The following is a 13,416-nucleotide window of genomic DNA, read 5'->3' as shown; positions in this document are numbered from 1 at the left end:
ACTCAGTTGCCGTAAATATTGGCGCGATCGCGCAGTTCTTTACCCGGCTTAAAGTGCGGAACGTACTTGCCTTCCAGCTCAACTTTATCGCCAGTCTTCGGGTTACGCCCGGTACGTGGAGCACGATAGTGCAGAGAAAAACTACCGAAACCGCGGATTTCAATGCGCTCGCCCTGGGCAAGAGTGGTGGCCATATGCTCCAGCATCTCTTTAACAGCATCTTCCACAGCCTTTGCAGGGATGTGCGGTTGCTGACTGGCAAGTCTTTCAATCAATTCTGACTTGGTCATGATTCCTCCGGTTCCTTTCAAACCAATTAGCTGGACAGCTCATTAAACAAGGGCGGCCGTAGCCGCCCTTTGTTATTGATTACAGGACGAATCCTGCAATCTGTCAAGTCTGCTCCTCACCCTTCTCGCTGTAAATGCGTTACAGCTAAAATGATGGTGAGAACTTGATATTACTCGCCTTTAGCTGCTTTGAAAGCTTCAGCCATTGCGTTGTTAGAGAAGTTTGCATCTTCCTGTTTGTTAACAGTTGCGATTGCATCTTTCTCATCAGCTTCGTCTTTAGCACGAACAGACAGGCTGATTGCGCGGTTCTTACGGTCAACACCGGTGAACTTAGCTTCAACGTCGTCGCCAACGCTCAGAACCAGAGTGGCATCTTCAACGCGGTCACGTGAAGCTTCGGAAGCGCGCAGGTAACCTTCAACGCCGTCAGCCAGTTCTACGGTTGCGCCTTTAGCGTCAACTGCAGTCACTTTACCGTTTACGATTGCGCCTTTCTTGTTCAGTGCAACCCAGTTGTTGAACGGATCTTCTGCGAGCTGTTTAACGCCCAGGGAGATACGCTCACGCTCTGCGTCAACCTGCAGAACAACTGCAGCGATTTCGTCGCCTTTTTTGTATTCACGTACTGCTTCTTCGCCTGCAACGTTCCAGGAGATGTCAGACAGGTGAACCAGGCCATCGATGCCGCCGTCCAGGCCGATGAAGATACCGAAGTCAGTGATAGACTTGATTTTACCTTCAACACGGTCACCCTTGTTGTGGGTTTCCGCGAACTGCTGCCATGGGTTGTTTTTGCACTGTTTCAGGCCCAGGGAGATACGACGACGTTCTTCGTCGATATCCAGAACCATCACTTCCACTACATCACCAACGTTAACAACTTTGGATGGGTGGATGTTTTTGTTGGTCCAGTCCATTTCGGAAACGTGCACCAGGCCTTCAACGCCTTCTTCGATTTCAACGAAGCAGCCGTAGTCAGTCAGGTTGGTAACGCGACCAGTCAGTTTAGTACCTTCTGGGTAACGCTTAGCGATAGCTACCCATGGATCTTCGCCCAGCTGTTTCAGGCCGAGGGATACACGAGTACGTTCGCGGTCAAACTTCAGCACTTTAACAGTGATTTCGTCGCCAACGTTCACGATTTCGCTTGGGTGCTTAACGCGTTTCCACGCCATGTCGGTGATGTGCAGCAGGCCATCAACGCCGCCCAGGTCAACGAATGCGCCGTAGTCAGTGAGGTTCTTAACGATACCTTTGACTTCCATGCCTTCCTGCAGGTTTTCCAGCAGCTGATCGCGTTCTGCGCTGTTTTCGGATTCGATAACGGCACGACGGGATACAACAACGTTGTTACGCTTCTGGTCCAGCTTGATTACTTTGAACTCAAGCTCTTTGCCTTCGAGGTGCAGGGTGTCACGGACTGGACGAACGTCTACCAGTGAACCTGGCAGGAACGCACGAATACCATTCAGCTCAACAGTGAAGCCGCCTTTAACTTTGCCGTTGATAACACCGACCACAGTTTCAGCTTCTTCGTAAGCTTTTTCCAGCGTGATCCAAGCTTCGTGACGCTTAGCTTTCTCACGGGACAGCAGGGTTTCACCGAAGCCGTCTTCCACTGCATCCAGAGCAACGTCAACTTCGTCACCAACCTGGATTTCCAGCTCGCCCTGGGCGTTTTTGAACTGCTCTGCCGGAATGGCGGACTCAGATTTCAGACCGGCGTCAACCAGTACTACGTCTTTGTCGATAGCAACAACAACACCACGAACGATGGAACCCGGACGGGTTTCGATTGTTTTTAAGGATTCTTCAAATAGTTGAGCAAAAGATTCAGTCATGTTTAATCTTCAGGTTAAGATAACGTCCACCTGGCTCCATGCCGGATGGGGTTGTTTCACATACCCGCCGTCAATCCATTGCAGCGGGGGTACTACTAAATCGGTCGCGATTACGCGAGTGCCAATTTCTGGCGCGCATATTGTAGCGCTTTTTCAATCACTTGCTCAATAGTTAAACTGGTTGAATCCAGCACTAATGCATCTTCTGCAGGAACAAGTGGGGCGACGGCGCGGTTACGATCGCGGTCATCGCGCTCTTTTATCTCGGATAAAAGGCGATCAAAGTTAACACTAAACCCCTTTTCCTGCAACTGAAGCATGCGGCGTTGCGCACGTTCTTCCGAAGAGGCGTCGAGGAAAATTTTCACTGGCGCATCAGGGAATACCACCGTTCCCATATCGCGTCCGTCAGCGATCAGACCTGGGGCTTCACGGAAACCACGCTGGCGGCGCAGCAAGGCTTCGCGAACGCGCGGGAAGGCCGCGACCTGGGAGGCCGCGTTAGCGACTTCCTGAGTACGAATTTCCCCGCTGACGTCCTCTCCTTCCAGGATTACTTCAAGGTTGCCATCAGTCGAAACAAAACGCACATCCAGATGCGCAGCCAGCGGTACCAGCGCTTCTTCAGAGGCGACATCCACATGGTGATGCAGCGCAGCCAGAGCCAGCACGCGATAGATTGCTCCCGAATCTAAAAGATGCCATTGCAATGCTTCTGCCATCGCTTTGCACAGAGTACCTTTCCCTGCGCCACTAGGCCCATCAATGGTGATTACCGGGGCAAGTGCCGTCATCTTTTTCTCCTTAAATAAGGCATACCGTTTACATGAACGCCGCGCATTATACGCGCCAACGTGCGCAACTGTTACCTTTGCGTGCAAATTACAGAATGATAGAAGCAGAGTGTAGAAGAAATGAGCGGGAGTGTTCGTCAGGAAGCGTAAGGAAATGCCGCATCGGATGATGCGGCATGAGGGTATCAGGCCAGCGTACTAATGCGCGCCAGCTGCTCGAAGTAGTCCGGGAACGTTTTCGCCGTACATTTCGGATCAAGAATGGTCACAGGCGTGTCTGACAACGCCACCAGCGAGAAGCACATCGCCATACGGTGATCGTTATAGGTGCCGATTTCCGCAAACTGCAGTTTTGCCGGCGGGGTCACGCGAATGTAGTCTTCGCCCTCTTCCACCTCTGCGCCGACCTTACGCAGCTCGGTCGCCATCGCGAACAGGCGGTCCGTCTCTTTTACGCGCCAGTTGTAGATATTACGCAGCGTGGTAGTGCCTTTGGCAAACAGCGCCGCCGTGGCGATGGTCATCGCCGCATCCGGGATATGGTTCATGTCCATGTCGATGGCATTCAGCTCGCCGTGGGTACAGGAGATAAAGTCATCGCCCCAGGTAACAACCGCGCCCATTTTTTCCAGCACGTCCGCAAAACGGATATCGCCCTGCACGCTGTTACGGCCAATACCGGTCACTTTTACCGTGCCGCCTTTAATCGCACCCGCGGCCAGGAAGTAGGACGCGGATGACGCATCCCCTTCAACCAGGTAGTTGCCCGGAGACTGGTACTGCTGTGCCCCGCGCACCACGAAGCGCTCATAAGACTGGTTTTCCACCTCAACGCCGAAGGTTTTCATCAGGTGCAGCGTGATATCAATGTACGGTTTAGAAACCAGATCGCCTTTAATCGCGATCACCGTATCCTGCGGTGCCAGCGGCGCGGTCATCAGCAGTGCCGTCAGGAACTGACTGGAAACGCTGCCGTCCACCTCAACGTTACCGCCTGTAAAACCACCGCGCAGACGCAGTGGTGGATAGTTTTCCTGCTCCAGATAGTCAATCTGCGCGCCGCCCTGGCGTAAGGCATCGACCAGATGGCCAATCGGACGCTCTTTCATACGCGGTTCGCCGGTCAGCACAATATTGTTGCTACCCAGACACAGGGCTGCCGCCAGCGGACGCATTGCAGTACCCGCGTTACCCAGAAACAGCTCAAGCTCTTCAGCGGAACGTAATGCGCCGCCGTTGCCGGTTACTTCACAACGGGTACGATCGTCAGAGAGAGTGTAATGAACGCCCAACGCTTTCAGTGCATTGAGCATATGGCGCACGTCATCGCTGTCCAGCAGATTTGTGAGGACGGTGGTGCCGTTTGCCAGAGCTGCCAGCAGCAGAGCGCGGTTCGAGACACTTTTTGAACCAGGCAGATTGATGGTGCCATCTACCCGCGCGATAGGTTGTAACGTCAGGGATTCCATGAAACTAAACTCTCAACTCAACATAATAAAAACCCCGCAGGGATGCTGCGGGGGTGAATAACAGCAAATTAACCGTGACGACGTTCGAAGTCGATCATGAAATCGGTCAGCGCTTTGACGCCTTCAAGCGGCATAGCGTTGTAGATGGAGGCACGCATGCCGCCCACCACACGGTGGCCTTTCAGCGCGTGCAGACCCGCAGCGAAGGACTCATCCAGGAAGGCTTTATCCAGGTTGCTGTCGGCCAGCTGGAACGGCACGTTCATGCGGGAACGGTTAGCGATGGCCACATCGTTACGGTAGAAATCGCTCTTGTCGATCACGCCATACAGCAGTTCAGCCTTCTGCTGGTTAACCTTATCCATCTGCGCCACGCCGCCGTTTTGCTTCAGCCATTTGAAGACCAGGCCGGAAAGGTACCAGGCAAACGTTGGTGGCGTGTTGAACATAGAATCGTTATCGTTCAACACGGTGTAATCGAGAATCGACGGGCAGGATTTGTTTGCTTTGCCCAGCAGGTCTTCACGCACAATCACAATAGTCAGCCCAGCAGGGCCGATATTTTTCTGTGCGCCAGCGTAGATCACACCGTAACGGCTAACGTCCAGCGGCGTGGAAAGAATGGTCGAAGAGAAGTCCGCGGTAACAACCACGTTTTCACCAAAGTTTGGCTCTTCATGGATGGCGATACCGTCAATGGTTTCATTCGGACAGTAGTGGAGATAGGCTGCGTTATCAGAAACTTGCCACTCGCTCATCGGCTTAACGCCGCGCAGGCCGTCAACGGTCACTTTGGCGTCGATAACATTCGGTGTGCAGTACTTATGCGCTTCTTTGACAGCGCTGGCCGCCCAGTAGCCCGCGTCCACATAATCAGCGGAAGTTTTGTCTCCCAGCAGGTTGAGCGGGATACCGGCAAACTGACCGCGCCCACCGCCGTGGCAGAACAATACTTTGTAGTTCGAGGGAATGTTCAGCAGATCGCGAAAATCCTTTTCTGCCTCTTCCGCCACCTGAATAAACTCTTTACCCCGGTGGCTGATTTCCATCACCGACGTACCGAGACCATTCCAGTCACAAAGTTCCTGTTGAGCCTGTTTAAGTACGTCTGCCGGTAACATCGCCGGACCTGAACTGAAATTAAAGACTTGAGCCATTTCCCCTCACCACGCTAAAAGCCATAAGTTATAACTGTGGATATCGGTTTTATCATTCAGTGACACGCGCCGCAATGTCTAAAACTTATGACCCGTGAAATGTGTCCTGCGTCACACAAAACAATCTGCCGCCTCGCTAAGACAAAACCGACAAAATGGCTGTCAGGTGATGCGTTTAGCCCGGCTAACCTTCGTCCATTCCGGATTTGCACAGCGAGGGCATAGTTGACGATCCCCCGGCAGCATCGCAACTACGTGGCTGCATCTCACGCAGGCATATTCGCCCGCTTCAGGTACCGTTCTGAAACGCTCAATCAGCATATCCGGCAGGATACACAGTCCCGGCTTCACCTCGTCGTCAGAATAGTAATAGACGCTGATCTGCCCGTTGGTTTCCATGATCGCCAGCCGCACCTGCCCGAGCTGTTCAACGCTGTTCAGGCGTAGCTCCATAAAGAACTCAAACTCGGTCATATTGGCGCTTTGCACGTTTTCCCAGGCCAGCTGTCCGTCCTCGACGATAACGACCGGCTTCCCTTCAAGCAGATCTTCCAGCTTTTCACTTTTCGACATCAGCCACATGACAAGACGGTAAAGTAGCGCCAGTGAGACAAAAACGATAAACACCGGCACCATCGGCACATCGTCATAAAAGGCGACGTCCCCCGCCGCTGACCCCAGCGTCAGGATGATCAACACTTCAAAGAGCGACATCTGCCGCACGCCGCGACGGCCAGTGATTTTAAGAAACAGGAAGACGAGTACGAAGGTATACAGGCTGCGCAGCGCCACTTCGCCCAGAAACTCAGGAGGAACTTTATCAAACGCCATCCGCTGGAGATCAAATGCTTTCATTTTTCTATGCCTTAACAGTCAGTTACTGCCACTAAGCATAGCCCAGCCTTTTATTTTCGCCGAAGATAGCACCCGTCACGCAAAACCCGTATCATTGCGCGCTTTACGTACGATAAAAGTGAACGCCATGACTCAAACGTTTATCCCCGGCAAAGACGCCGCTCTGGAAGATTCCATCGCTCGCTTCCAGCAGAAACTGACCGACCTGGGTTTTAACATCGAAGAAGCCTCCTGGCTCAATCCGGTGCCGCATGTCTGGTCCGTGCATATTCGCGATAAAGACTGTGCCCTGTGCTTTACCAACGGTAAAGGCGCGACAAAAAAAGCGGCACTGGCCTCTGCGCTGGGTGAGTATTTTGAGCGTCTGTCCACCAACTATTTCTTCGCTGACTTCTGGCTGGGCGAAACCATCGCTAACGGCCCGTTCGTTCACTATCCGAACGAAAAATGGTTCCCGCTGACCGAAGACGACGAACTGCCGGAAGGCATTCTCGACGCGCGCCTGCGTGCGTTCTACGATCCAGATAACGAACTGACTGCCAGCATGCTGATCGATCTGCAGTCCGGTAACGAGGATCGCGGTATCTGCGCCCTGCCGTTTACCCGCCAGTCTGACGAAAAGACCGTTTACATCCCGATGAACATCGTCGGTAACCTGTATGTATCTAACGGTATGTCCGCTGGTAACACCCGCAATGAAGCGCGCGTGCAGGGTCTGTCTGAAGTCTTCGAACGTCACATTAAAAACCGCATCATCGCCGAATCCATTAGCTTGCCAGAAATTCCGGCAGACGTGCTGGCGCGCTATCCGGGCGTGGTGGAATCCATCGCTAAGCTGGAAGCAGAAGGTTTCCCAATCTTTGCCTATGACGGCTCGCTGGGCGGCAAATATCCCGTTATCTGCGTCGTGCTGTTTAACCCGACCAACGGCACCTGCTTCGCCTCCTTCGGCGCGCACCCGGACTTCGGCGTGGCGCTGGAGCGTACCGTCACCGAGCTGCTGCAGGGCCGTAGCCTGAAAGATCTCGACGTGTTCACCCCGCCAACCTTTGACGATGAAGAAGTGGCCGAGCATACCAACCTCGAAACCCACTTCATCGACTCCAGCGGTTTGATCTCCTGGGACATGTTTAAGCAGGATGCAGACTATCCGTTCGTGGACTGGAGTTTTGCCGGTACCACGGAAGAAGAGTTCGCCACGCTGATGGCAATCTTCAAAGCGGAAGACCAGGACGTCTATATTGCTGACTACGAACACCTTGGCGTCTACGCGTGCCGCATTATCGTTCCTGGCATGTCCGACATCTACCCGGCTGAAGATCTGTGGCTGGCGAATAACAGCATGGGCGCGCACCTGCGCGAAACGCTGCTGGCCCTGCCGGGCAGCGAGTGGGAGAAAGAAGATTATCTGAACCTGATCGCCCAACTGGACGAAGAAGGCCACGATGACTTCACCCGCGTGCGTGAACTGCTGGGTCTGGCGACCGGTAAAGACAACGGCTGGTACACCCTGCGTATTGGTGAGCTGAAAGCGATGCTGGCTCTTGCGGGTGGCGATCTGGATCAGGCCCTGGCCTGGACCGAGTGGACCATGGAATTCAACCAGTCCGTCTTCTCAGCCGAGCGCACCAATTACTACCGCTGTCTTCAGACGCTGTTGCTGCTCGCTCAGGAAGAGGACCGTGAACCTCTGCAGTACTTGAATGCCTTTGTTCGTATGTACGGTGCAGATGCCGTCGAAGCAGCCAGCGCGGCGCTGAGCGGCGAAGAGCCGTTCTATGGCCTGCAGGCTGTTGATAGCGATCTGAAAGCCTTCCCGGCACATCAGTCGCTGCTGAAAGCGTATGAAAAATTACAGAAGGCAAAAGCCGCTTACTGGTCAAAATAAGCGCACATAACATTACCAGATGTAGGCGTATCCAATCGTCTGGGCTATATTACGGGGCAATTTCATTGCCCCTTTTTTTTATTTTTTCGGTAATGACGTTTGATTGTAATAATTAAGTTAATTACGGGTAAATATAATAATACTTACCCGGGCTGGACTGTTACTTTTTGTGGTAAATACTCCATTTTAATTAACTGTTTTACGGGAGGCCTAACGAAAAAATTCAACTCTTTTCACAACTTTTAAAATTTATTTTTATACGGATAATCAAATACTTACTCCGCATTCGCTGTAAATCCATACACATTGCGGGCCTATAAGCCAGGCGAGATATGATCTATATCAATTTCTCTTCTATAATGCTTTGTTAGTATCTCGTCGCCGACTTAATAAAGAGAGAGTTAGTGTGAAAGCTGACAACCCTTTTGATCTTTTACTCCCAGCTGCAATGGCCAAAGTTGCCGAAGAAGCGGGTGTCTATAAAGCAACGAAACACCCGATGAAGACGTTCTATCTGGCGATCACGGCCGGTGTGTTCATCTCAATCGCTTTCGTCTTCTACATCACTGCCACCACCGGTACTGCCGGGATGCCTTTCGGCATGGCCAAACTGATTGGCGGCATTTGCTTCTCACTGGGTCTGATTCTTTGCGTCATCTGCGGCGCCGACCTTTTCACCTCTACGGTGCTGATTGTTGTGGCGAAAGCCAGCGGAAGAATTACCTGGGGTCAACTGGCTCGCAACTGGCTAAACGTCTATGTTGGTAACCTGATTGGCTGTCTGCTCTTTGTTCTGTTGATGTGGCTCTCTGGCGAGTATATGACCGCCAACGGTGGCTGGGGGCTTAACGTCCTGCAAACCGCTGACCACAAAATGCACCATACATTTATCGAAGCTGTTGCTCTCGGCATCCTCGCAAACCTGATGGTCTGCCTGGCCGTCTGGATGAGCTACTCGGGTCGTAGCCTGATGGACAAAGCCATGATTATGGTTCTACCGGTTGCGATGTTTGTTGCGAGCGGCTTCGAGCACAGTATTGCGAATATGTTTATGATCCCAATGGGGATTGTTATCCGCAACTTTGCGAGCCCGGAGTTCTGGACCGCAGTTGGTTCAAATCCGGAAAGTTTCTCTCACCTGACAATCATGAACTTCATTACTGATAACCTGATCCCTGTCACTATCGGGAACATTATCGGTGGGGGTCTGTTAGTTGGGTTGACATACTGGGTCATTTACCTGCGTGGCGACGACCATCATTAATGGTTGTCTCAGGCAGTAAATAAAAAATCCACTTAAGAAGGTAGGTGTTACATGTCCGAGCTTAATGAAAAGTTAGCCACAGCCTGGGAAGGTTTTGCGAAAGGTGACTGGCAGAATGAAGTAAACGTACGTGACTTCATTCAGAAAAACTATACCCCGTATGAAGGTGACGAATCCTTCCTGGCTGGCGCAACTGACGCGACCACCAAGCTGTGGGACAGCGTAATGGAAGGCGTTAAACTGGAAAACCGTACTCACGCGCCAGTTGATTTTGACACCTCCGTTGCATCAACCATCACTTCTCACGATGCTGGCTACATCAACAAAGCCCTTGAGAAAATCGTTGGTCTGCAGACTGAAGCACCACTGAAACGCGCAATCATCCCGTTCGGTGGCATCAAAATGGTTGAAGGTTCCTGCAAAGCGTATAACCGCGAGCTGGACCCAATGCTGAAAAAAATCTTCACCGAATACCGCAAAACCCACAACCAGGGTGTATTCGATGTTTACACCAAAGACATTCTGAACTGCCGTAAATCTGGCGTTCTGACCGGTCTGCCAGATGCGTATGGCCGTGGCCGTATCATCGGTGACTACCGTCGCGTTGCGCTGTACGGTATCGACTTCCTGCTGAAAGACAAATACGCGCAGTTCGTTTCCCTGCAGTCTGACCTGGAAAACGGCGTAAATCTGGAAGCGACTATCCGTCTGCGTGAAGAAATCGCTGAACAGCACCGCGCACTGGGTCAGATCAAAGAGATGGCTGCTAAATATGGCTGCGATATCTCTGGTCCTGCTACCAACGCTCAGGAAGCTATCCAGTGGACCTACTTCGGCTACCTGGCCGCGGTTAAGTCTCAGAATGGTGCAGCAATGTCCTTCGGTCGCGTATCCACCTTCCTGGATGCGTACATCGAACGTGATATCAAAGCAGGCAAAATCACCGAGCAAGACGCTCAGGAAATGATTGACCACCTGGTCATGAAACTGCGTATGGTTCGCTTCCTGCGTACCCCTGAATACGATGAGCTGTTCTCTGGTGACCCAATCTGGGCAACAGAATCAATCGGTGGTATGGGCGTTGACGGCCGTACTCTGGTAACCAAAAACAGCTTCCGCTTCCTGAATACCCTGTACACCATGGGTCCTTCTCCGGAGCCGAACATCACCGTTCTGTGGTCTGAAAAACTGCCTCTGAACTTCAAGAAATTCGCCGCTAAAGTGTCTATCGATACCTCTTCTCTGCAGTACGAGAACGATGACCTGATGCGTCCGGACTTCAACAACGATGATTACGCTATCGCTTGCTGCGTAAGCCCAATGGTTGTTGGTAAACAAATGCAGTTCTTCGGTGCGCGTGCAAACCTGGCGAAAACCATGCTGTACGCAATCAACGGCGGCGTTGATGAAAAACTGAAAATGCAGGTTGGTCCTAAGTCTGAGCCGATCAAAGGCGACGTTCTGAACTTCGACGAAGTGATGGATCGTATGGATCACTTCATGGACTGGCTGGCTAAACAGTACGTCACTGCGCTGAACGTTATCCACTACATGCACGACAAGTACAGCTACGAAGCCTCTCTGATGGCACTGCACGACCGTGACGTGGTTCGCACCATGGCATGTGGTATCGCGGGTCTGTCCGTTGCCGCTGACTCCCTGTCTGCAATCAAATATGCGAAAGTTAAACCAATTCGTGACGAAGACGGCCTGGCTGTAGACTTCGAAATCGAAGGTGAATACCCGCAGTTTGGTAACAACGACTCTCGCGTTGATGACATGGCGGTTGACCTGGTAGAACGTTTCATGAAGAAAATTCAGAAACTGACGACTTACCGTAACGCTATCCCGACTCAGTCTGTTCTGACCATCACCTCTAACGTTGTGTATGGTAAGAAAACCGGTAACACCCCAGACGGTCGTCGTGCTGGCGCGCCATTCGGCCCAGGTGCTAACCCAATGCACGGTCGTGACCAGAAAGGTGCAGTTGCCTCTCTGACCTCCGTTGCTAAACTGCCGTTTGCTTACGCGAAAGATGGTATCTCTTATACCTTCTCTATCGTGCCAAACGCGCTGGGTAAAGACGACGAAGTGCGTAAAACTAACCTCGCGGGTCTGATGGATGGTTACTTCCACCACGAAGCGTCCATCGAAGGTGGTCAGCACCTGAACGTGAACGTAATGAACCGTGAAATGCTGCTCGACGCGATGGAACACCCTGAGAAATATCCTCAGCTGACCATCCGCGTATCTGGCTACGCAGTACGTTTTAACTCCCTGACTAAAGAACAGCAGCAGGACGTTATCACCCGTACTTTCACTCAGTCCATCTAACTGGAATTGACTGAAATCACGCGTTAAAAAGCGTACAATAAAGGCTCCACGTCAGTGGGGCCTTTTTAGCACCCTCTCCATCTCAGTCTCTTTTGTCCGCTATCTATACTTAATGGATAACAGCCAAAACAGACTTAACACAGCCGGTTTTGAGCTGTGCATACACAGGCCCCGGACGGGCCGATGCTGGAGATATCACCGCAATGTCAATTATTGGTCGCATTCACTCCTTTGAATCCTGTGGCACCGTCGATGGCCCGGGCATCCGCTTTATCACCTTTTTCCAGGGCTGCCTGATGCGCTGCCTGTACTGCCATAACCGTGACACCTGGGATACGCATGGCGGTAAAGAAGTAACCGTTGAAGATCTGATGAAAGAGGTAGTGACCTACCGCCACTTTATGAACGCGTCCGGCGGCGGTGTCACCGCGTCCGGCGGCGAGGCCATCCTGCAGGCTGAATTTGTCCGCGACTGGTTCCGTGCCTGCCGCAAGGAAGGCATCCATACCTGTCTCGACACCAATGGCTTTGTACGCCGCTACGATCCGGTTATTGATGAACTGCTCGAAGTGACCGATCTGGTCATGCTCGATCTCAAACAGATGAATGATGAGATCCACCAGAACCTGGTTGGCGTCTCCAACCATCGCACGCTGGAATTTGCCAAATACATTGCCGACAAAGGCATCAAAACCTGGATCCGCTATGTGGTCGTGCCGGGCTGGTCAGATGATGATGATTCCGCGCACCGTCTGGGCGAATTTACCCGTGATATGGGCAACGTGGAGAAAATTGAGCTTCTGCCCTATCACGAACTCGGTAAACACAAATGGGTGGCGATGGGTGAAGAATATAAGCTTGATGGCGTGAAGCCGCCGAAAAAAGAGACGATGGAACGCGTCAAAGGTATTCTTGAACAGTACGGCCACAAGGTGATGTATTAAAGAAAAGGCCCGGTGAAAACCGGGCCTTTTCTATATTCTATTTGAAGACGCCGTTAATAACGGAGGTCACAATCGCGGTACTCAATGCGATTAAGACCAGGTCATCCCCCACCACCCGCCATTCATAGCCCGGATAAGACGGAAGTTGGCCCAGCATAGACGCTGGCACAGTTTTCTTCGCAATGCCCGGAGGCAGCGGTTTACCGCGCGCCAGGTTTTTTGCGATCCCCGGAGGCAGAGAATCATAGCCCGTTAAGCCGTAATTCAGTGCCAGATGGCGGGCATGATCGAAGCTCACGCGAACGTCGACATCATTACTGACATCTTTGCTGTTTTTGAAGCTCTTATTCGATTTTCCCGGATTGTCCTTACCGTTATTTTGCTTATTACCATGGTCACCAGAATTCCCGTTGCCATGATTGCCGCTATTACCTTGTCCACCACCGTTTCCGTGACCACCGCCATTCCCATTTCCAGGATTAGCCATGACCGGAGCGGTTGCAAACGTTAAAGACAACACTACGGCAAGCGCAGTAGTGGAAAAACGACGAATAGACATGATGACTGCCTTATTGTG

General features: G+C 52.0%; 11 protein-coding genes. 4 read left to right on the top strand and 7 right to left on the bottom strand.

Annotated features, from left to right (window positions below):
• Positions 1-2 precede the first annotated feature (2 nt).
• From ihfB to ACOQH0_RS07715, 6 genes are all read right to left on the bottom strand, one after another.
• On the bottom strand, positions 3-290 hold the full coding sequence (gene ihfB, locus ACOQH0_RS07740; protein WP_003858233.1) for an integration host factor subunit beta: 288 nt from the start codon (positions 288-290) through the stop codon (positions 3-5).
• Between the two features lie 170 nt (positions 291-460).
• Positions 461-2,134, bottom strand: coding sequence for a 30S ribosomal protein S1 (gene rpsA / locus ACOQH0_RS07735; protein ID WP_010429251.1), 1,674 nt, complete (start codon positions 2,132-2,134; stop codon positions 461-463).
• A gap of 110 nt (positions 2,135-2,244) precedes the next feature.
• The gene (gene cmk, locus ACOQH0_RS07730) at positions 2,245-2,928 is read right to left on the bottom strand and encodes a (d)CMP kinase (protein ID WP_010429248.1); all 684 of its coding nucleotides are present in this window, start codon (positions 2,926-2,928) and stop codon (positions 2,245-2,247) included.
• A gap of 185 nt (positions 2,929-3,113) precedes the next feature.
• Positions 3,114-4,397 carry a 3-phosphoshikimate 1-carboxyvinyltransferase gene (aroA, locus tag ACOQH0_RS07725; RefSeq protein WP_421511924.1) on the bottom strand — a complete coding sequence of 428 codons (1,284 nt, stop codon included), beginning with the start codon at positions 4,395-4,397 and terminating at the stop codon, positions 3,114-3,116.
• Between the two features lie 68 nt (positions 4,398-4,465).
• The gene (gene serC, locus ACOQH0_RS07720) at positions 4,466-5,554 is read right to left on the bottom strand and encodes a 3-phosphoserine/phosphohydroxythreonine transaminase (RefSeq protein WP_421511923.1); all 1,089 of its coding nucleotides are present in this window, start codon (positions 5,552-5,554) and stop codon (positions 4,466-4,468) included.
• A 162-nt stretch (positions 5,555-5,716) separates the two neighbouring features.
• Positions 5,717-6,409 carry a DUF421 domain-containing protein gene (locus ACOQH0_RS07715; RefSeq protein ID WP_421511921.1) on the bottom strand — a complete coding sequence of 231 codons (693 nt, stop codon included), beginning with the start codon at positions 6,407-6,409 and terminating at the stop codon, positions 5,717-5,719.
• A gap of 127 nt (positions 6,410-6,536) precedes the next feature.
• Between ACOQH0_RS07715 and ycaO the strand changes: the two genes are divergently transcribed.
• The 4 genes from ycaO to pflA all read left to right on the top strand — a co-directional run bounded on the left by ycaO (position 6,537) and on the right by pflA (position 12,839).
• Entirely contained in the window at positions 6,537-8,297 is a 1,761-nt protein-coding gene (gene ycaO, locus ACOQH0_RS07710) for a 30S ribosomal protein S12 methylthiotransferase accessory factor YcaO (protein ID WP_010429234.1), read from the top strand.
• Between the two features lie 406 nt (positions 8,298-8,703).
• Positions 8,704-9,561, top strand: coding sequence for a formate transporter FocA (focA, locus tag ACOQH0_RS07705; protein WP_126543592.1), 858 nt, complete (start codon positions 8,704-8,706; stop codon positions 9,559-9,561).
• 51 nt (positions 9,562-9,612) lie between these two features.
• Positions 9,613-11,895 carry a formate C-acetyltransferase gene (pflB, locus tag ACOQH0_RS07700; RefSeq protein WP_089597765.1) on the top strand — a complete coding sequence of 761 codons (2,283 nt, stop codon included), beginning with the start codon at positions 9,613-9,615 and terminating at the stop codon, positions 11,893-11,895.
• Between the two features lie 203 nt (positions 11,896-12,098).
• Positions 12,099-12,839 carry a pyruvate formate lyase 1-activating protein gene (pflA, locus tag ACOQH0_RS07695; protein WP_010429226.1) on the top strand — a complete coding sequence of 247 codons (741 nt, stop codon included), beginning with the start codon at positions 12,099-12,101 and terminating at the stop codon, positions 12,837-12,839.
• 37 nt (positions 12,840-12,876) lie between these two features.
• Here pflA and ACOQH0_RS07690 read toward each other — a convergent pair whose 3' ends face one another.
• Positions 12,877-13,398 (bottom strand): anti-virulence regulator CigR family protein, encoded by a 522-nt coding sequence (locus ACOQH0_RS07690; RefSeq protein WP_421511920.1) that lies wholly within the window; start codon positions 13,396-13,398, stop codon positions 12,877-12,879.
• Between the last annotated feature and the right edge of the window lie 18 nt (positions 13,399-13,416).

The organism is Enterobacter sp. JS8-1 (genome assembly GCF_049187015.1).
Classification (GTDB): domain Bacteria; phylum Pseudomonadota; class Gammaproteobacteria; order Enterobacterales; family Enterobacteriaceae; genus Enterobacter; species Enterobacter mori.
Note: the sequence above shows the minus strand (reverse complement) of the source record. Positions and strands in the feature narration are given on the sequence as shown.

Excerpts from the sequence above, each read along its gene's own strand:
- ihfB (WP_003858233.1), bottom strand. The coding sequence starts at position 290 with ATGACCAAGTCAGAATTGATTGAAAGACTTGCCAGTCAGCAACCGCAC.
- rpsA (WP_010429251.1), bottom strand. The coding sequence starts at position 2,134 with ATGACTGAATCTTTTGCTCAACTATTTGAAGAATCCTTAAAAACAATC.
- cmk (WP_010429248.1), bottom strand. The coding sequence starts at position 2,928 with ATGACGGCACTTGCCCCGGTAATCACCATTGATGGGCCTAGTGGCGCA.
- aroA (WP_421511924.1), bottom strand. The coding sequence starts at position 4,397 with ATGGAATCCCTGACGTTACAACCTATCGCGCGGGTAGATGGCACCATC.
- serC (WP_421511923.1), bottom strand. The coding sequence starts at position 5,554 with ATGGCTCAAGTCTTTAATTTCAGTTCAGGTCCGGCGATGTTACCGGCA.
- ACOQH0_RS07715 (WP_421511921.1), bottom strand. The coding sequence starts at position 6,409 with ATGAAAGCATTTGATCTCCAGCGGATGGCGTTTGATAAAGTTCCTCCT.
- ycaO (WP_010429234.1), top strand. The coding sequence starts at position 6,537 with ATGACTCAAACGTTTATCCCCGGCAAAGACGCCGCTCTGGAAGATTCC.
- pflB (WP_089597765.1), top strand. The coding sequence starts at position 9,613 with ATGTCCGAGCTTAATGAAAAGTTAGCCACAGCCTGGGAAGGTTTTGCG.
- pflA (WP_010429226.1), top strand. The coding sequence starts at position 12,099 with ATGTCAATTATTGGTCGCATTCACTCCTTTGAATCCTGTGGCACCGTC.
- ACOQH0_RS07690 (WP_421511920.1), bottom strand. The coding sequence starts at position 13,398 with ATGTCTATTCGTCGTTTTTCCACTACTGCGCTTGCCGTAGTGTTGTCT.